Origin of the sequence: Lacticaseibacillus zeae DSM 20178 = KCTC 3804 (assembly GCF_000260435.1) — a bacterium.
GTDB classification, from domain to species: Bacteria; Bacillota; Bacilli; order Lactobacillales; family Lactobacillaceae; genus Lacticaseibacillus; species Lacticaseibacillus zeae.
Genome location: NZ_BACQ01000058.1, coordinates 55,790 through 76,471 on the forward strand (window position 1 = coordinate 55,790; position 20,682 = coordinate 76,471).

The window sequence follows — 20,682 nt, forward strand, 5'->3', positions numbered from 1 at the left end:
GAATTCAAACTGCATTACGCGCCATGACGACGGTGACGGGTTGCACCGTAAAGGGATAATGCAGCCATCAAGCCAACGCCGGCTAATGCAATAGCACCCGCAGCTTCATCTTCGCCTGTTTGTGGTAGTGAATGGTCGCCACTAGTAGAACCATTCCCAAACTGATTTCCATTGTTTGCGGCTGATCCATTCGTAGCGCCCGTTGTCGACAATTTACCCACACTGTTGGCGCCGGTTGTTGAACCACTACCATTCGTGCCATTGCCATTCAGACCAGTTCCAGTACCATTGGTTCCATTACCACCATTGTTGGTCGTATCGGCACCTGAACCATTCGTACCAGTTCCTTGGCTATTGTTACCATTACTGTTCGAACCGTTGCCATTATTAGTGCCATTGCTACCGTTGTGATTAGCGTCAGCGCCGGTACCTGTACCGTTAGTACCAGTCCCTTGGCCGTTGTTACCATTACCGTTCGAACCGTTGCCACTAGTAGAACCATTGCTATTAGTACCGGAACCATTTGTACCATTGCCATTAGTATCAGGAAGCGCGCCATTGTTAGCTTGAGTAGCCAGGTCCTTAGCAAGATCGCGATCAGCTTCAGCACGACTTGCCGCATTTGCAGCATTATTAGCATCAGCAATCGCAGCATCGGCGTATCGCTTAGCAGCTGCTGTGTACTTAGCAGCTTCATCAGCCTTGCCAGCTTCTTTAAAGACACCAGCTAAGGACTGAGCAATTTTGGCTGAATTTGCATTGGTCGCGGCATCTGTTGCATAAGATGCAGCATTTGAACTAGCTGTCGATGCATCAGTATTCAAGTATGCGATTTGCTTATTATTCGGATCATTCTTTGCAATTGTGGCAGTAGATGCTGCTGCATCAGAGGCTAAGGCAGCGGACTTCTTAGCAGCTTCAGCGGCACTAGTTGCTGCACTTACATAATCTTGTCCTGCAACAGCATTGGTGGCAGCTTTAGTTGCGGCGTCATTAGCTGCACTGGTTGCCGTATTTGCGGCCTTGGCTGCATCATTAGCTGCTTGAGAAGCTGCAGATGCGTCACCCTTAGATGCTGCATCACTCGCTCTAGCGGCAGCATCTGCTGCGTTTGAGGCGGCATCACTCGCTTTAGCGGCGTCACTATTGATGGCCGCATCAGAAGGGTTGTTCTTCGCATCATTTGCAGCATTCTTCGCGGCATCGCTTGCTTTCGCGGCATCGTTGGCGGCAGCTTTGGCAGCATTGTTAGCTGCCTCCTGAGCAGCTGTACGTGCCGCATCACTTGCCGTCTTGGCATCACTAGCTGCTACACTCGCTGCATCACTGGCCTTGCTTGCATCGCCTGCTTTAGCTGCTTGTTCAGCAGTTTTGGCAGCATCAGCCGCATGACTGGCAGCATCTGAAGCGGTCTTGTTTGCGTCCGCAATCGTCTTGTCATTTGGATACTCATTTGCATATGAACCAGTTTGCTTAGCAGAATCAGCTGCATCTTTAGCAGACTTACTTGCTGCATCAGCATAGCCATTTGCGGCTGTGCTTGTGCCACTATTGCCTGCTGACGAAGCGGCCTTCGCGGCATCCTTTGCCGCATTGGCGGCTTTCACGGCATCGGCTTCAGCACGACTTGCTGCGTTTGAGGCACCTGAAACATCGCCGGTCTTGGCAGCTGTGTCAGCGGCCTGCGCTGCTTTGGCAGCATCAGCCGCAGCAGCAGACGCCTGCTTGAGCGCATCAGCAATAACTGCATTATCAGGGTACTTATTAGCGTAATCACTTGTCTGATTTGCTGAATCAGATGCCTGATTTGCAAAACTGTGGGCGTTAGCTGCGTAATCCTTAGCCGCGTTCAATGCAGCTTGAGAGGCCTTGGCGGCTGCCTTGGCCGCATCATTTGCTGCATTAGAAGCCTTTACAGCATCATCTGCTGCACGACTTGCCGCGTTCGACGCATCAGCAACGTTGCCACTCTTGGCAGCCACGTCAGCATCTTGAGCAGCTTTGGCGGCATCGGTCGCTGCGTCTGAAGCTTTCTTATACGCGGTTGAAACATCCGAATCTTGAGGATACTCATTCGCGTAGTTGGCAGCCTGTTTTGCTGAATCTGCTGCTTTATCTGCAGAACTATGAGCATCGGTTGCATAACCTTTTGCTGCGTTCGATGCTGCTTCAGAAGCTTTGGCGGCTGCCTTGGCTGCATCATTTGCCGCATTAGAAGCCTTCACAGCATCATCCGCTGCACGACTTGCTGCGTCGGATGCTTCCGCCACATTGCCACTCTTGGCAGCTGTGTCAGCGGCTTGAGCAGCCTTGGCCGCATCAGCTGCAGCGTCAGATGCTTTCTTGGCAGCATTTGAAACAGCAGAATCGTCAGGGTACTTGCTTGCATAATCGTTAGCCTGGGTTGCCGAGTCGGAAGCATTATTCGCTGAACTGTGTGCATTATCCGCGTAACCTTTGGCCGCGTTCAATGCTGCTTCAGAAGCTTTGGCGGCTGCCTTGGCTGCGTCGCTTGCAGCATTAGATGCCTTCACAGCATCAGCCGCGGCACGATCTGCTGCTTCAGAAGCATCAGAAACATTGCCATTCTTTGCAGCTGTGTCAGCAGCTTGAGCAGCCTTGGCGGCATCGGCAGCTGCGTCAGATGCTTTCTTGGCAGCCTTTGAAACAGTAGAATCGTCAGGATACTTGGTTGCATAATCGTTAGCCTGGGTTGCCGAGTCGGAAGCCTCATTCGCTGAACTGTGGGCATTATCCGCGTACCCCTTTGCTGCATTAAGTGCTGCTTCAGAAGCTTTTGCAGCTGCTTTGGCGGCGTCGTTTGCAGCATTGGATGCTTTCAACGCATCATCCGCTGCACGACTTGCTGCATCAGACGCGTCCGAAACATTACCACTCTTCGCGGCCTTGTCAGCGGCTTGAGCAGCTTTGGCGGCATCAGTCGCAGCATCAGAGGCTTTCTTGTAAGCAGTTGAAACAGCCGCATCATCAGGATATTTGTTGGCGTAATCGCTTGCTTGGCTTGCAGAGGCTGCAGCATCGTTTGCTGAACTACGCGCATCATCAGCATATTCTTTAGCTGCCTGAGAAGCTGCTTCAGAAGCTCGTTGTGCGGCTTTTGCTGCGTCGTTTGCAGCATTTGCTGCTTTCGCGGCAGCATTTGCTGCGCGTTTGGCTGCTTCAGAAGCACTAGCTGCATCATGGTTCTTGGCAGCGCTGTCAGCATCTTTAGCCGCTTTGGCAGCATCGGCTGCGGCATCAGCTGCTTTCTTGGCAGCATTTGAAACAGCAGCATTGTCAGGATAGTTATTTGCAAATTCGCTTGCCTGACTTGCTGAATCAGAGGCAGCGTCAGCCGACTTGTGAGCATCAGACGCAGCATTGTTTGCCGCACGCGATGCAGCGTCACTCGCAGCACTCACTGCAGCATTAGCTGCGTTTGAAGCGTCCGTGGCTGCTTTGGCAGCTGTCGAACTATCACCATTACGGGCAGCATCACTTGCTTTGGCCGCATCATCGGCTGCAGTTTTAGCGGCATTGTTTGCAGCGCGGGTTGCAGCATCAGTAGCTGCGTCGCTCGCTGTCTTGGCAGCATTCGAAGCATCCGCGGCCGCTTTTGACGCAGTTGCGCTATCGCCTTTGCTTGCAGCGTCACTTGCCTTGGCAGCTGCTGTGCTTGCCTGGCTTGCCGCTGCTTTTGCTTTATCTGCGTCACTTTGGATATTGGCATCAGACTGGTTGTTAGCAGCGTCACTCGCAGCTTTCTTCGCTGCATCGCTAGCTTTAGCTGCATCATCTGCCGCTGCTTTTGCTGCATTGTTTGCTGCACGTGATGCAGCGTCGTTTGCTGTCTTGGCAGCGTTCGAAGCGTCAGTAGCTGCTTTTGACGCAGTTGCACTATCGCCCTTGCTTGCGGCATCACTTGCTTTGGCCGCCGCAGTGCTTGCTTGGCTTGCTGCCGCACTTGCTCTGTCTGCGTCACTTTGGATATTGGCATCAGACTTGTTGTTAGCAGCGTCACTCGCAGCCTTCTTAGCTGCATCACTAGCTTTGGCTGCATCATCTGCCGCTGCTTTCGCTGCATTGCTTGCAGCACGTGATGCAGCATCACTGGCTGCGTCACGTGCCGTCTTGGCGGCGTTTGAAGCATCCGCGGCCGCTTTTGAGGCAGTTGCACTGTCACCCTTGCTTGCGGCATCACTTGCCTTTGCAGCTGCTGAATTTGCGGCACTAGCTGCTGTGCTTGCCGTATCCGCATCACTTTGGATATTGGCATCAGACTTATTGTTGGCAGCATCACTGGCTGCGCTCTTTGCCGCGTCGCTTGCCTTTGCGGCATCATCGGCTGCGGCCTTTGCAGCATTGCTTGCGGCACGCGATGCAGCATCGCTGGCTGCGTCATTTGCTGTCTTGGCAGCGTTTGAAGCTTCCGTAGCCGCTTTTGAAGCCGTAGAACTATCGTCTTTGCTTGCGGCGTCACTCGCTTTGGCTGCCGCGGTGCTTGCTTGGCTTGCTGCTGCGCTTGCTTTGTCTGCATCACTTTGGATATTGGCATCAGACCTGTTGTTGGCGGCATCGTTCGCAGCATTCTTGGCTGCGTCACTGGCCTTGGCAGCATCATTTGCCGCTGCTTTGGCAGCATCACTGGCAGCTTTAGAAGCAGCCTGGCTTGCAGCTTCTGCCGCTTTAGCCGCCGTATTGGCAGCATCGGAAGCAATGCGCGCATCACTTTCTGCTGTACTTGCCGCGTTGCTTGCTTTTGCAACATCCCCCGTTTTGGCAGCATCACTTGCAGCATCAGCTGCCTTTGCAGCGTCGGCAGCCGCTGAACTTGCTGTGCTTGCTGCAGTGGAGACAGTGCTATCAGAAGAGTACTTGTCGTGATTTGCTTCCGCCTGTTTTGCAGAATCAGATGCGGCATTGGCAGCCCTTCGAGCAGCATCAGCATAGATACCTGCCTGCGAATTAGAACCGCTGCCGCCACTATCATTGCCACCACCACCGTATGCAGCAGCTGCTTTCGCAGCGTCACTAGCAGCTGCACTAGCTACCTGAGCAGCATTGGCAGCATCATAAGCTTTCTCAAGAGCGGTTGGCACATCACCACTCTCAGCGGCAGTCGCTGCATCACTTGCTGCAGTGGATGCAACAGCGGCAGCAGAGGTCGCAGTACTCGTGGCTTTAGAAATTGCTGCATCAGAAGGATATTGTTTTGCATAACCTTCTGCTTTAGTCGCAGAGGCCGCGGCTTGGTCAGCAGAATTCTTTGCCTGACCAGCCAATTCTTTTGCTCGCACCACATTAGCTTCACTTGTAGCCAAGCTTGCAGCATCGGAAGCATCTTTTGCAAACCCAGCAGTCTGACTAGCCGCGTCAGATGCTCCGGAAACGTTGCCGTTCTTGGCGGCGGTTGCTGCCGCTGTAGCAGCATCGGAAGCCTTAGCTGCAGCACTACTTGCGGTATCCGCAGCATGAACAATCAGTGGATCGCTTGGATACTTATCTTTCGTCGATCCTGCCTGCTTGGCGGAAGTAGCAGCATCATCGGCAGACTTCTTAGCCGCATCCGCAAACTTTCCGGCATCGGTAACGGCAGCACTGCTATTCGCATCTGATGCTGCAGACGCTGCTTTTGCCGCTTCAGCCGCCGCATCAGATGCTGTTGCAGCCGCTTGGGAAGCAATAGCAGCCTGACTGAACGCAGTATGTGGATCGGTCTTTGAGGCGGCTTCGTCTGCAGCCTTTGCTGCATCAGAAGCTGCCTTGGCAGCGGTGTCTGCTTTGGCAGCAGCTGTGGAAACCTTCGCATCAGAAGGATACTCTTTGGCAAAATTATCTGCCTGACTTGCAGATGCCGAGGCTTGATTTGCAGAAGCTTTAGCATTGTCGGCATAGCCTCGTGCCTCATTGGCATTTGCCTGGTTATGGGCCGTGGCAGCTGCATCAGAAGCAATTTTTGCGTCGCTCGCCGCGTCACTCGCTGCATTAGATGCTGCTGATTCGTTGCCGTTCTTTGCCGCATCAGAAGCTTGGGTTGCAGCATCAGAAGCCTTTGCCGCTGCAGAAGATGCAGTGCTTGCCGCATTAGAAATCAAGGTATCGGAAGGATACTTTTTAGCGTCAGTGCTTGCTTGGCTTGCTGAATCCGATGCCGCTTCTGCAGATTTCTTAGCATTACTTGCAAAATCTTTTGCATCTGCAGCTGCGGCAATTGTCTTAGCTTTGTTCATAGCATCAGTTGCAACCTTGGCGGCATCAGATGCATCATTAGCTTCTTGCAAAGCTTTTGCAGCTTGTTCGTTTGCTTTGGCAGCAAGTGACGAGGCGTTACTTGCTGCTTTTGCTGCTTCGTTAGCATACGAACCAGCAGCATCATAGTTGCCAGCTTTATTGGCCGCATCTACTTGAGCAACTGCACTCTCAACCGCCTTATTTGCATCCGCAACCGAAGTAGCCAGTCCCTTAGCGCCCGCAGCGTCACTAGCTGCTGCTGATGCAAGTCCTGCTGTCTTAGTGTTAGCAGCAGACGCAACACTATTGAGATCTGCTAGATCCTTGTTATCTGGATGTCTTGATGCAGCACCAGAGGTATAGGCGTACGCAGAACTGGCAGCTGTACTTGCCGTGTTTGCAATATCAGCGGCGGAATTTGCTGTCACCGTTGCTTGGCTTGCTGAAGTGCTTGCCGTAGAAGCTTCAGACGTTGGCTTCGTTGTATCTGCAGCTGGGATAACCCGAATAAAGAAGTACCCAGTAAAGGCGCCGACGAATTCTGTCGCACCGGTTGCTTGTGCAGCTTGAACGGTATAAACAACTGCATACGTACCCGGCTTGTTGTAGTCTTCAACACTGTTCCATACTGGAATATTGGCATCTGTCTCTGGACGGCCAACTTGCTTGGCAAGCTCTGTGCTGATCTTAGGTAAAGGCGTGATCGCCGCAAATGGTCCATGAAACTGGCCATCACCGACATCGGTAGTCTGCGAATAGTCAATGGTACCTTCCGCTAAACTTGCACTGAGCGTTACCCCATTACCTAATTCAAAGGTTACAAGTTGTTCGCCTTGTGTTGCAGCACTGGCGACTGCATTGTCAGGAAAGGCGCTCTTGAAAGCTGCGTCCCCCGCATGAATCGTCAAGTTGTTGGCAGTCATCAAAACAGACTTATCGCCATTTTGATCCATGGTCAGTGATTTGGGAAAATCACCGCTATCACTCGCGACAGACCCCGAAGCCAGCGTAACCGAGCTTGCGGCTGCTGGGTTTGCAGTTGCTGAAGTTGCAGCTGCTGATGAAGCCGACGCAGATGCCGGAGTCGTTGCTGTTTGCACTTGTGGCGCCGTACTTTGTGTCTGCACATTGGTAGTAGCTGCTGAACTTGGTGCAGCAGCTTGTGCCTGGGAAGCAACCTGAACGCTTGCCTGAATTGCGGCATCATTAGCCTGACTCTGTTGGGCACCCGTACTTTGCGGCGCACGACTCTGCGCACTGGAAGCTGCTGATTGTTGTGCAACAGATGATGTTGGCGTCGAAGTATTGCTGAGTGCCGCCGCTGCCGCAATGGACTGCTCAACATTCGAGTCCGCATGAACCGGCGCCGATTCAGAAATAGCGACGCCAGCACCGCCGGCTAAGAACGCAAGGATACTATAAGCAAATACCCAACGCTTCCCCGCCTTATACATTTTGAAGTTCGTATTTTTCTTTACGAGCGTCTGCTTTTTATTGAACTTTTCCATTTGCTCGCCCCACTTAATTAAAAAATTGGGACATCATTAGCCACATTTCTGATTAAAAATGTGAAAACGATGTCGCATAAATCTGTGGTTCAGTGGCAAAACCGAGTCTCAAGTTCGATTTACCATTTTTTACAAAAGCTGCTGAAATACTAACTTAAGCCTGCTGACCACCATTAGTTTTAAGTGATGTTTTAAAATCCGAAAAAGGCTAGTCAGGTATTGGCGTTCTAGAATGACCAATATTGCTAGCATTTGGCGATCAGCAAGGCCACAGCAACCCACCCAAGAGCCGGCGTACGTCAGACAGCTTGATGATTGCATTTGTGGTTTCGTTTAAAATTTGATGACAGGCAGGTCATTATTCATTTGCCTGTAATTACGATCACCTCCAGATATTATGCCTGTTATTTTGACGCATTCACATGTTATAACATTTCTCATGACATCACAACTCCAATGTTATAAAAAGATTTTTTAGTATTTTGATAACGTGTTATTTGCTTTAAAAAATATTGTCAAAAAATGACAATAAAGACCGTTATATGGCTATTTACGAACCTTTTACGATTTTTTGCGCTCTCAAAGGTCCTTAAAAAATCCACCGAAGTCACTATTTTGTAATTATTAATATCTCAAAATCTGAAATATCAGAATCTTACTCGATCGTTATTTTTTCAACTTTTTGACTATCTAGAATTCTTGGTGCCATTTGATCTACCCGATTCCGCATTCTAGTTGATTACTCATTTGCTTCAAATTTTGAGTCAAAAAAAGAGATGGTCATTGCCATCTCTCCCATGCGTTAACAATTCAATCCTAAAGGTTCCTCAATTTTGGAACTATAGTGCTTCTGCAGCTAACACTTTCGCGCGCTTTTTCGCGGCGTAGTCGAACAGCGTCTGCCATTGTTCAAACGTATTATCATCCGTAAAGCGCAACGCGTTTTGATAAGCTTCTTCACTGAAGGCTGCCAGCTTGTCCTTATGCGTAAGCAAATCAATGATGGCGTCTGCCAAGCCATCAATATCGCCGTTTTTAGTCAGAATGCCGCTTTTACCATCTTCAAGAATGTCTGCCGGCCCATAGTGAATATCATTTGCAATCATGGGTAATCCATGCGATTGAGCTTCGATCAAGGTTAGTGGAAAACCCTCAGCTCTTGATGGCAATAACCCGACTTGTGCACGATTATAAACTTCAGCAATGTTGCCTGTGTACCCTTTGAATAGTACGCTATCTTCTAAATGCAGTTCTTTGACTAAGGCGCGCATCTTATCACCCACATCACCGTTAGCGTAACCCCACAATTCGAGCTTAGCATCAGGAATAACCTTGAGTACTTTTTCGAAGGCTTTGATTGAACTGTCTTGCTGCTTCTCTGGTGCTAGGCGAGCGACATGAACGACGAGATTATTTTCCCGTTGTGCAAACGGCACTTTATTGGCTTCAACATCTGTGGCCTTAACAAATGCAACCCGAATATTAAAGACTGGCGGCTTGGTTCCCCATCGTGCCTCCACGTCCTTTTTCTGCTGCGAAGATGGCGCAATAATACCGTCCCACTTATCAAGATTGTTCAGTGAGCTGGCATAGAAATTGTTCAATCGGTCATGCATGATATCTTTGTCATCAGCCAAATGGTTGTTGTGTAAATGCAACACTTTAAATGCTGTCGTCTCCATATGTCGTAATCCCCAGCCAGTCTCCGTAGTTCGATCGCTAATAAACACATTGTACCCACCATCAACTTTATTCAGCTGATCGTAGAAAAACCGCGTCAAATCATGTAGGCCATCGAACAAATAGTCCACGCCTTCAAAATCATCTAACTTGTACGAAAACTTCTCTTTGTTTGCCCGATTGAGATAATGGAGTTTTTCGATCTTAACGTTCCCTTCCAAGTCCAGATAATGTTCTTGGAAGATATTACCGGCATTGTCAAAATACTGGTTCAGGCAAAGAAAGCCGCGGGAATTCCACCAGCTCATCTTCGTCGTACGACCGGTTGCATCAAAATATTGAACATTACTGATTTCACGTGGATTTTCGGCGCCTTGACGCAGATAGGCAATCCGATAAAGTTTGTTGTTCTTAAAATACGTGATTTTGTTGTCTTCGGCCTTCTGTGTGACGTCATCTCCAACAGCAATGACATCATCAACTGTGGTCACATTCTTTTCAACATGGGTGGTACCGCAAAAATAATCGAACAGATTCACAAAATGATCGTCGCTAATCTTGGCATCGGCGGTCACATCATGTAAATTCATGGCAAAAACCCGCGTGACGATTTTCGCCGGAATTTGATGCTGATTGAATAAGTTCAGTCGCTGAATTTCCGCGCCTTCAATGCCTGATTTAGCAAACTGCATATTCTCATTTAAAAAATAATACATAACCCAACCTCCATTACAGACCTAAGACTTGCTGCCACTGCTTGTAGACGCCGGCTTCATCCAAACGTTGGCTGACATTTTCCAACGCTTTTTGCCCAAACGCCGCGCGCTTTTCCGGATGTTGCAATAAATCAACAATGAGCTTTGCCATGATTGCCAGATCATTTTGCGGAACCAAATACCCGTCTTCTTTGTTGGCAATTTCATCGCTTGGGCCGTAATGGAACCGATAGCTGATAACTGGAAGCCCATGCGTCTGCGCTTCCAAAATTGCCAGCGGTCCACCGTCAGTTGCCGCTGTATTCAGCAGCATCGTGTACTGCTCATATCGCTGATCCAAATCAGTCACGTAATCTTTAAAATGAACCTGCTTATCAAGTTTTAAGTCTTTGGTTAACGCTTCAAGCTTCTTTTGGTAATCAGCATCCCCATAACCGTACAAGTCCAATTCAACGCCCGGAATCTTACTGTTGACCAAACCCAGCGCTCGGATCATTTGGTCAAGCTGCCGTTCTTCAGCAATTCGGCCAACGTACATTAACTTTTTATTATTAACATCAGTTGTGGCTTCAGCAGGCTTTTGCGGTAACGTATCGGGATCGATTGTGACTGCTGGAATAGCCGTCACTTTTGCCGTCGGAAACCGCTTTACGATAGCATCGCGTTGACTTGGCGTCTGAACGATGAAGCCATCGATTTTGGCTGGATCGGCAAAAGCAGGTTTCAGATAACCATCTACAGGATCCGTTTGCTGACTGCCGTTATTCACGACATGGTTAATCGGAACGTAAATGAACTTTTTAGCCGTCTGCTGCATATTCATTAATGGCAAAACACCAACACCCGGGCGGTCGCTGATAAAGATGGTTTCACCCGGATCTGCATCCGCCAATTCATCTAGGAAATCTGTAAACAAGCCGTCTAGATCATCAAACTCCCGATCATCAAGAATCGTCTTGCCTTTCAAGACAACCCGAGTGAGCTGCATTTGATCAGCCTGATTACCGGCATAATAAGTTTCAATGACCGGCTTGCCATCCAAATCATAGTAGCGCTCAAACGTCAGCAGCCCGTCACGACCAAAATATTGCGTAGCAGACCGAAAACCGCGCGCATCCCATAAGTCACGTTCAATTTCATTGCCCTGATCATCCAAATAATTCTGGTAAAAAACGTGCCCATATGTTTCCGGTATGTACCCTACTTGCCGACGAAGCCGATCGCCATCGGTCACTTGACTCTGATTAGCATCAACCGATACCTCGTCAAGTGTTGGCAAATTCATTTCATCGTTAAGCACCGTTTTTTCCGGCATATCGCTGGGAATATGTTGAAAGTAATCAAACATGTTCAACACGTCCGTTTGCGCAATCTTCATTTTCTCCAACGTTCGCACGCTTAACCGATCAAAGTCCCGGGTCAAAATGACAGCCGGTTGGTTGAATCGCTTGAACAAAGCCAAGCGTTTGGCCGCCGCGTGTTCAACGCTCGAATTCTTTTGTAATAAATACTCATCCAAGAAAAAAATCATTTTTCTCCTCCACCATCCCAAATCAATATTGACAAAGCATCATCTGCTCAACAACCTAAGATCATCACCCGCTGATCTGTATTTCGAAGTTGAACATGGCTATATAACAATAGCGATTCTCATATAGCGCAAGCTTAATATAACATACCCATCCTGATGACAAAATTATGAAGACTCGATATTATAAATAAATTTGTCATCAGGTCGTTTGAAAAACCACCACGTCGGTCTTCCGTCTTACTTTTGCGGCGTATCCGTCGGGAACTTAATCCCCACCATTTGGCGCAAATGATACACCACATTGTTGACATCTTCTGCTAACTGCAACCATTCTCGATATTTTTTACGATTTTCCGCCGTATACGGGTGTTCCAGCATTTCAGTGAAAGCCAATAATTCACCAGTAAAGTGATACGTATAATCAGCTGACATCAGCGGCGTGATCTTCTTTTGGGCATCATAATGCTGAACCAGATGCATTTCGGTTAAATCATCAACCTGAATCAGTTCATGGTGGCCATTAACTTCCGTGGGCATATATGAATCCGTGGTAAACCCAAAGTGAAGCGTCACATAAAAATGGTCATATTGCAGGAAAGCAACCCCTGTGCCGTCAACTCCCGTCTCAACAGCTGTCGCAAAGTATGTTGCCGAATTCGGCCGGCCAAATAGTTTCAAAGCCGCGTAAATGGCATAAACCCCTTTTTGCTGCAACGCGCCACCACAGGATGCCAAGGTAAAGCCTTCAGGTTGGGCTCCTTCTAAAATAGCGTCATACTCCGGTTGTTCCCGCATCGCAACCAAAGTAGCCCCTTGAATCATGGTCATTTTGCCAACCGCAGCTTCAATATTTTTAAAGTTTGGCATGTGAATCGGATAAGCCCCTTCAAAAAATAAAGCTCGGGGATGATCGATCAACAACTGTTCCACCTCGGCAAACTCAGTGGGATTTGTCAAAGCTGGCGGCTGCGCAATGACATGCTTATCAGCCTGAATTGCCTGCTTAATATGGCTAAAGTGATCGCCATTGGGAGAGGCAATGAAAACCGTATCAAAATTGCCGTTCTTAAAAAAATCAGTAATATCAAAAAAGTCTGATTCGTACCATATTTTTTGGCATACTGATCTGCTTGATCAACATCGCTGGCATACAAAGCGCCGAGCTCCCATTTGTTCGTCACATTTGCCGCCTGCACGAAATCGTCAGTTGCTTGGTTCGTGCCAATAAGACCGTAATGTATCATTTGCATTCTCCTCCAAAAACACGTCGTATAAGCGTACAGCATAACCTAAAGATAACATTTAATAAAGCTATTATATTCGGCATTTTATAATGAGTGTCAAGTGTTCGATATGCACGTCTTGATCATTTTATTCATATATGAGGCTGTCCCACCAACCAGATGAATTGTTGAGCCTATCAACTAAAGCTCATATACCAATAGTCAATGAAGTATTTATTGATAGCCCAATATCAAGATTTCGATGTCTAATTTTACCGTCCTTGCATAGACTTGTGCTAACATGTAGACCAACAACAACGGGAGGTATTTAATCACATAAAGCATACAGCTCCCCCTGGTTTTGGTGGTACTTTGTCCAGGGACTTATATTAACAGCCGGTTATTTTCTAGCGGCTCAAGGCGCACAGTTTTGGTTATGGGCGCTTGTCTTAACCATTATCGAAGGTGGCTTGTTACTGGTAAGCGCCATTTCGGCACCCAAGCATTGGATCAGCCGCTTATTCAAGCTGCTGGCAGTTTTGATTCAACTTATTGTGTATCCGCTTATTGTTTTCTACAGCGGTCAGCAATTCTTGCGTGTTTTGCCAGGCAATTTAAGTTTGATTCTGATCGCGGTGTTGATTTTACTGGCTCATATTCCTTTTGCAAAAGTTCTATTCACGCCAGACCAGCATTATTTGACGCGAGTTATCACAACCATGCTAGTCGCGTTTATGGTTATTTACGCAGGGACCACTTTTACTGAAGGTTTGACCAAATCAGCTTTTGCTTCGCCGCTTTGGAGTTTTGCGGAAGCCGGCGTTTTGGCAGCGATTTTCTCAGTGCTAGTCGGCGCCATCGCGATGCGTCAGTGGGGTCTGCCGCTTCCTAGCTGGCGGTTCAACCCGAATATGCAAGCCGGTGTCTTGATTGTTTTGGTTGTCTTTATCATTTACTTTACGCTCTGGAATGCTTTTAGCACGAACGATTCGTTTCAAAGCCTGTTCATCTGGTCATGGCATTCAAATCCCCTAACCTTTAACTGGTTTGCTCAAGGACTTGAGCCGGGGATTGCCGAGGAATGGGAGTACCGCTATATGGTCTTAACTTTGTTGCTAGTCTGGTTGAGCCGGCATCGGTTGGCATTATCAGGCAGCATCTTCATCACCGGTCTGCTCTTCGGCGCCTCCCACTTGATCAACGTTTTGGGTGAACAAAATTGGTTTGACACGCTTTCGCAGATTCAGTTTGCTGCTGTCTTCGGGTGGTTTATCGCCGCCGTTTATCTTTACGTTGGTTCCTTTAGTATCCCGATGCTTGTCCACGCGACCATTGATATTCTTAGCATGGTCGTCAGCAACACCGAGGCTTCAATCACCGGATCAATAACGGTTTATTTATTCCAAACTATTGTGGAAGTTGTCATGATCGGGTTGACTGTTTGGTTGCTGACTGGACGGCGACGCCAAACCATGCAATGGACGCTGGATCGGATTATGCCGAAACAGGGAGCGTTAACAATTTAACCTTTGCGCGTTTCTGCCGTGGTTAGCTGTTGTCTATTCGTCAAATTCAACCAGATTTACGCCAATAAAACCACATAACGTCAAACGCCGACATACTTTCCACCATAAACGTGTGGAACGCATGCCGGCGTTTTTATGTCGTCACTATCAAAAGCCGTTATGGCAAATTAGTCATCCAGCGGGCCCTTTCCCAGGTAAGCATTTAACATCCAAATGTTTTTATCCGTTTCTTCCTTGTACCCGTTGATCATATCTTGGGTCGGGAAGTCGCGTTCCTGATCAGTGATTTCAATAGCTTTCTGATACTGGTCGGCCAAATACTTAAACTGCTTGACGAGACGTTGCATCAGCTCCACCAACGTGTACTGGCCAAATGCCACTTTTTCATCAGGCAGACCGGTATGTTCGATGAACTCATGAGTGGTCGCGTACGGTGATCCGCCCAAAGCAATGAGCCGTTCTGCAATCGCATCCAATGCTTCGGCTAGTTGATTTTTGTAATCATCCATCAATGGGTGAAGACGAAAGAAATTATGACCGCGCATATACCAGTGAATCTGTTGCACATTTGTTTGAAGCTGCATCAAATCCGCAATCAATTGATTAAGCTGGTCAATGGTTTGCGGATACTTAACATCAGACATCAATCATTCCTCCTTGTGTTTGGCACATGGTTTGCAACAACAACTTCATTATGGCACAGAGGAATTGTGAGGTTCTAGCAAAAAGCTCGGAGACATTAATTAATCATCAATCAATGACAAACCATCTGCTACCATTGAATGGCCGGAGACTGAACTGTACATTATTTGGCTGGCCAACGTAAGTCCATCCTAGACTTCGAATGAATTTAATCGCATCAACCATCGTCTTTGGAATTGTGTTGTAATTATCACTCCTGCCATCTGAGGCTATATACATCAAGTTAGATGGGGTCGTATAAAATGACCATGCAGCGCCGTCCGCGCCAGAATGACCTAACCCAAGCGCATGTCCGATTTCATGTTCGATGATGTTGGCAGTACCTTCGCTATCAATATATTTATTGACTGTAAGACTTGCCGAACCTGTGGTATTAAGCTCTATGGTGACAATATTTGCCGCGCCATAATGTACCGTTGATGCCCAAGAATTAGGGTTGTCCAAACTTTTTTCTTCAAAATTAATATTTACATTCGATGGGGAGTCGGCCTTTCCAAAGAGACCTGGAATCTCTGAATTCCATTTATCAATGGCGATTTGAATCTCATTAGCTAACGGATCATCATTACCAATCCAGTATTTGATTGCCCCATTCAAACCGTTTCCAGTGACCCCCTCATAAGCAGTTTTGTAACCATCCTGCCCCAAACTCAACGCATTTTTGTCAACCCAGTACCAATTTACGTTGTCATTCGAAATATGAACAGCTGTAATTTTTTTGCCACTTGGATTTAAGACGATTGCTTCTTCATTGGCCAAATAATATGTTCCGACCAAGTTGCTTGAATCATCCAAAACATGCCCGCTTCCAAATGTCTCCTGATATATTGGATAGTCGGTTGCTGTTGGTTTTATTGTATATATTCTACTACCATCACTTCGAAAATCCTGCCAATACGTTGGATCCGACTTGTCAACTTGGTACTTTTCTACGGATAAGACTTGATAATCAACCGCTAATGAGTTTTTATCCACCCAATACGAGAAATTGTCCGGCAATGTAACCAAAGCAGCTATTACACCATCACCTCGATCAATTTCACGAGTTACTGTTACAGTTTGTCCAACATAATTTTTGCCATTCACGTTAGAAAAATAAGCTAACGTATGCCATGGTTCTGAACATAAATTCCAGTCAGAAGCGACTTTTGCTTTATAGAAAACAATTTCCGCATTAGGTAGATTCAATGCTGGGCCGTTTTGATAAATATCTGAGGTGATAGCTAAGCTCTTCTTATCTACCCAGTATGAATAACCATCAGGCAATGTAACCAAAACAGCTATTACACCATTACCGAGATTAATTTCACGAGTTACTCTAACTGCTTGTCCAACATAATTTTTGCCATTCACGCTAGAAAAATAAGCTAACGTATGCCACGGTTCTGAACATAAATTCCAGTCAGAAATTACTTTGGCATTATAGTCAACAGCTCTTGAGTTGGGTAGATTCACCGCAGGACCGTTTTGGTAAACATCTGAGGTGATAGTTAGACTACGTTCATCCACCCAGTAAGATTTTCCTGATGGCAAAGTAATAAGATCCGCGTACGCTATTACTCCCTTAACACGCTCGCTAATTGTCACCTTTGTCCCAATGTAACTGGCACCAATTATTGAACTGTAATAGCCAACCGTTTGATACCCAGGTGCTGTAAAGGACTTATTGAGCAAATTCCAGTCACTCTTAACAACTGCCTGATAGTTAACCTTTGTTGCTGTTGGCATATCATAAGCGGGGCCGTCTTTAAAAATGTCTGCTTTATTCTCTTCAGCTTGAACTGGCTGAGGTGCCAATGTCGGCATATTTAACACAGGACCGGAAAATGCCATTAACATGATTACAATAGCATTAACAATTTGATTAGTGATTTTCGAATGATTTCCAACCATCATTATCACTCCTTAAAAATTTTTACAAATTACATAATTACACATTTCTTTCGTCTCCATACTCATCTAATTGGTTATTAAGCCAATATTCATTATTTCTTATTTTACAATAGATTTTTACAAAGAATATCGATTATCATTACAAATTAGTTATTCGAAAATTCAATCAAGCAATCAACGTCCGCTACTCAACAACACTCAAGAAACTAGCGAGGAATAAATGAGATAACAACCATCAGCAATACGAAGGACCTCCGTTTTTAAGGTTATTAAAAAGAGCCAAACCGTTTTTAAAACAATGTCTCTTCTTGCATTATTCGCTTCTTTCTTCTTTTGTTAGTTTGAGCCGAATCATAGCCGTTAAAAAATTTATTTATTCCCCACTACTGAACCGTGACATAGGTATAGCTAATAACATCAATCTCGTTGGCTAGTGTATATTCAGCAAACCAAGACTTAATTCGATAGGTACCCGATTTTGCCACATCAACGTTCCCATCAACATTAATCTTGGATAGTGAAACAGGACTGATATCCCTGTAAAACGCCGCCACGATATTTTTTGGCGGATCGTAGTTTTGATCAGTATGAATTTCCAAGTTTTTAATGATTAATTGCCCAATACCTTTTGCCACTTGTGCCGTCGTTGGATTTTAATGGAGGCTGTTAGAACCTACGACTCCTGGTGTATTTACAGCGGCCCGGATTGGTTGTTGTGCGAATGATAGGTCATCGAATAACAAGATGGCTGCAACTCCTGTATACACCCATTTTTGGATCTTATTCTAAAGGGTTCCCCTCCTTGCTTAGTAACTCCTCCAACTTGGTTCCTAGGATTTTCCCCATGTTAACCACTTTATTTTTTCCATGTAGTGCATTTTTTAGTAACAATGTTAAACGCACGCACTATTTGTAAAATTAAACAGCGTCTTTCTTCTGATTAATTTAATGTCAAGCGTTCTTCTTACGAATCAACATTATTACCGCGACATAAATATACGCTTTTACCACATATATAGTCAAGAAATCAGTTTTTAAAAGTTGTATTTAAAGAGAAAACGAACCCCCTCGTGATGTGCTGGGATCATTTAACGATAAATTAATTAAACGTATTCGATTATCAATTTTCGTTGAAGACCGATCCGCACTGTGGGCCATAGCAAAAGATTTGACTTACTTTTCACACTATGGCATCAATAAATAAAGATATTTATTAGCAATCACAAAACAGAGGAGCATAGCCTTTTGAAAAAATGGATTTGGGTGACAATCGGAACCCTTGTGAGCATGGCGGCACTTGGTATCGGCGGATGGTGGCTAATTGACCATTATCATTATCAACAGCTGGTTGATCAACCTGCCGACGTCAAAAAGTGGCAGGCAGATCCGCGTCCACTGCAGTCTGAAAGTGAAGCACAAAAACGCATTACCGAAATTCGGCAACCGTCGTCTGGTGTGCACTTGGCAAAAAAGACGAAGATGGCGGTGATCCCGGGGTTACGAGGCGCGTGGTCAATCGACAACAAAACCCGGCAAGCGGCCTTTGGGACCAACTGGGTACCACAAGGCGTTACGCAGTCTAAAAAAGCGCTTTATGTCAGTATGTATGATGGTGATCATCGGTTAAATTCCATTATTATCGAAATTGATGCCAAAACCGGGCGTTACAATAAGACGCTTATTTTACGCTCCAAGGCGCATGTCGGCGGCATTACTTACGATCTCGACAAGCAGCGACTGCTTTGGTCGGATGATAACTCAAAAGCGGGTGGCGCTGGCATCAGCTATGCCGCACAACGCGAAATTGACGCCTATCAGCCGCAAGTCAACCAGGCACCGCTGGCCTCGACCCGGATTCCATTCCATCTGGCTAACCGCACCTCGGCCATGACCCTTTACAACCATCAATTGGTCTTGGTGAAGTACGGCAAAAAGACGACCGGACGTTCGCTGATTGCGTTGCCCCTTAATGACGAGAACCTGCCAAATGCGATCACGCAAAAACAGTTTGACAAGATCGTCACCGACCTCGCCCCGCAGACACAGCATAAAAGCACGACCCAAATGTTAGACATTCTTTTCAAAACCCTCATCAAAAAGAAAATCATCAACTCTTACAATCCTGCGTGGGATCGGCTGCAAGGTGTTGCGATTGCCAAAGACGGTGTGACGTTGTTCAGCCAGTCAAACGGCAGCACACCAGGCAAAATCTGGATCCGGATGGCCGTGGATAAAGGGTGGGAAAAGTTAGATTTTAAAGCACCAAAAGCTGGCGATAAAATGATCAATGTGCCGAACTCTGTCGAGGAAATCAGCTTTAACCCTGATCAAAATGAGTTGCTCCTTATCTTCGAAAGTGGCGCAAAGGCTTATCGTGAAGAAGGTTGGTTCTTCCACCGGCCGCATTACATGGATCGGATCATGTACTTGCCTTTAACCGTTTAAGGCATTTTGCCTGAACATCAGTGATTGGAAATCGTAAAACAGCCGTAACCTACTCGTCAGTTCAAAGACTGCGGGAGGTTACGGCTGTTTATTTTTAAGTCGGATAATTTCAACGGCATCATCTGCGCCACGGAAAACGATTGGCGAACAAAAACACAACGATCCTAAGATCATTGTGCCTGATCAACTATCCCCTGCCTAACTTGATGTCTCACGTTTACCGCTCACGCAGGATCAACCTATACATAACTTGATCACCACCAACTTGGCTTGATTGTCTTTAGGCGGCAGTAATCGGATAATACCGCGCGTCAAATAGTTTTCCTATGGATAGCGTTCTAAAGCGGATCAATATGTTAACTCGGTAAGTCGTTTGGCTTTCTTTTTGAAAACGTTTACGATAGTATTCAAGCTATACATAACGCTCTATGGACGAAGCCATAAATGAAGAACATGAATGTTTCGTTAAACGACTAGCCGCGGAAGCTTTGGTTTCGGATGGCGTACAGTTGCCGCTAAAGGATATTATTGCGATTCTCCCTTTGCCAGCTAATTTTCTGTCGGGAAAAATGCTGGCGCTAACAGCAACTGCCAACTATCTGTTGCCGAATACCTCTTTAAGCTTTGTCCGTTACCACGAAGACGAATCTATTTATTCGCAATCGGTACATCAAGTTATCGTGACGAAATTATATCATGGTAACGCGGAAAAGTTGCCGAAGATGCTTGCCGGACCCGGCTATGCATTTATTCCGCTATCTACGCCTGATCATCGCAGTGTCATTTGGGTTGCTTCCCATCACCTAGTTGACCATGCCATTCAGCGCCGCGGAGGCAAGCAGATTATTACCGTCAAATTTTGTGGGAATATGAAAATGGCTTTACCAACGACCTACCATGCTGCCCACTTTTCGGAAATTCTGGCAGGCAGTCGACTTTTGATGGATGTGACAGAACAGTTAGCCCGAATCAGCGCAGGCTATGCACCGTTAACTGACGATCCGCATCATGAACACACAGTGCTGGTGGATCATCAGACTGCCAAGATATTGATGCATCACGTCAACGGGCGGCTTTGGCAACAAGGAGCTAAGCAGGCCGTTGGGGAGGATATGTATATGTTGCAGTCGGTTAAGGAAAAAGGCCGCAATCCAGATGGCGTTTAGTTTTGCGTGTGCCTATTTCATTTGAATATAGTCTATTACAAGTTTGCCAATTTTATTTAGT

At 46.6% G+C, this 20,682-nt stretch carries 10 protein-coding genes and 1 pseudogene; 3 read left to right on the forward strand and 8 right to left on the reverse strand.

The genetic code is table 11. The features are described 5' to 3' along the window. Positions 1 to 14 precede the first annotated feature (14 nt). From GSO_RS16250 to GSO_RS18615, 5 genes and pseudogenes are all read right to left on the reverse strand, one after another. Complete coding sequence (locus GSO_RS16250) at positions 15 to 7,739, reverse strand: Ser-Ala-175 repeat protein (protein WP_010492503.1); 7,725 nt, start codon at positions 7,737 to 7,739, stop codon at positions 15 to 17. An 839-nt stretch (positions 7,740 to 8,578) separates the two neighbouring features. Then, positions 8,579 to 10,135, reverse strand: a complete 1,557-nt coding sequence (locus GSO_RS11965; protein ID WP_010492504.1) for a glycosyltransferase family 4 protein — start codon at positions 10,133 to 10,135, stop codon at positions 8,579 to 8,581. A 13-nt stretch (positions 10,136 to 10,148) separates the two neighbouring features. Next, the gene (locus GSO_RS11970; protein ID WP_010492505.1) at positions 10,149 to 11,666 is read right to left on the reverse strand and encodes a glycosyltransferase; all 1,518 of its coding nucleotides are present in this window, start codon (positions 11,664 to 11,666) and stop codon (positions 10,149 to 10,151) included. 237 nt (positions 11,667 to 11,903) lie between these two features. Further along, positions 11,904 to 12,623 carry an oxidoreductase gene (locus GSO_RS16025; RefSeq protein WP_235500837.1) on the reverse strand — a complete coding sequence of 240 codons (720 nt, stop codon included), beginning with the start codon at positions 12,621 to 12,623 and terminating at the stop codon, positions 11,904 to 11,906. Positions 12,624 to 12,626: 3 nt separating this feature from the next. Continuing rightward, positions 12,627 to 12,776, reverse strand: a pseudogene (locus tag GSO_RS18615) (Gfo/Idh/MocA family oxidoreductase); the annotation flags it as partial. A gap of 583 nt (positions 12,777 to 13,359) precedes the next feature. Between GSO_RS18615 and GSO_RS11985 the strand changes: the two are divergent. Then, complete coding sequence (locus GSO_RS11985) at positions 13,360 to 14,415, forward strand: CPBP family glutamic-type intramembrane protease (protein ID WP_010492509.1); 1,056 nt, start codon at positions 13,360 to 13,362, stop codon at positions 14,413 to 14,415. A 167-nt stretch (positions 14,416 to 14,582) separates the two neighbouring features. Here the strand turns inward: GSO_RS11985 and GSO_RS11990 are convergent, their stop codons facing one another. From GSO_RS11990 to GSO_RS12000, 3 genes are all read right to left on the reverse strand, one after another. Continuing rightward, positions 14,583 to 15,059, reverse strand: coding sequence for a Dps family protein (locus GSO_RS11990; RefSeq protein WP_010492510.1), 477 nt, complete (start codon positions 15,057 to 15,059; stop codon positions 14,583 to 14,585). A 106-nt stretch (positions 15,060 to 15,165) separates the two neighbouring features. Beyond that, positions 15,166 to 17,013, reverse strand: a complete 1,848-nt coding sequence (locus GSO_RS11995) for a GW dipeptide domain-containing protein (RefSeq protein WP_081379788.1) — start codon at positions 17,011 to 17,013, stop codon at positions 15,166 to 15,168. A 380-nt stretch (positions 17,014 to 17,393) separates the two neighbouring features. Further along, a complete protein-coding gene (locus tag GSO_RS12000) occupies positions 17,394 to 17,645 on the reverse strand; it encodes a membrane protein (RefSeq protein WP_010492512.1) in 252 nt (83 codons plus the stop codon). Between the two features lie 652 nt (positions 17,646 to 18,297). Here GSO_RS12000 and GSO_RS12005 point away from each other — a divergent pair. After that, positions 18,298 to 19,455, forward strand: coding sequence for a YncE family protein (locus GSO_RS12005; RefSeq protein ID WP_044112949.1), 1,158 nt, complete (start codon positions 18,298 to 18,300; stop codon positions 19,453 to 19,455). Positions 19,456 to 19,883: 428 nt separating this feature from the next. Next, positions 19,884 to 20,621, forward strand: a complete 738-nt coding sequence (locus GSO_RS12010; RefSeq protein ID WP_010492514.1) for a hypothetical protein — start codon at positions 19,884 to 19,886, stop codon at positions 20,619 to 20,621. Positions 20,622 to 20,682 lie beyond the last annotated feature (61 nt).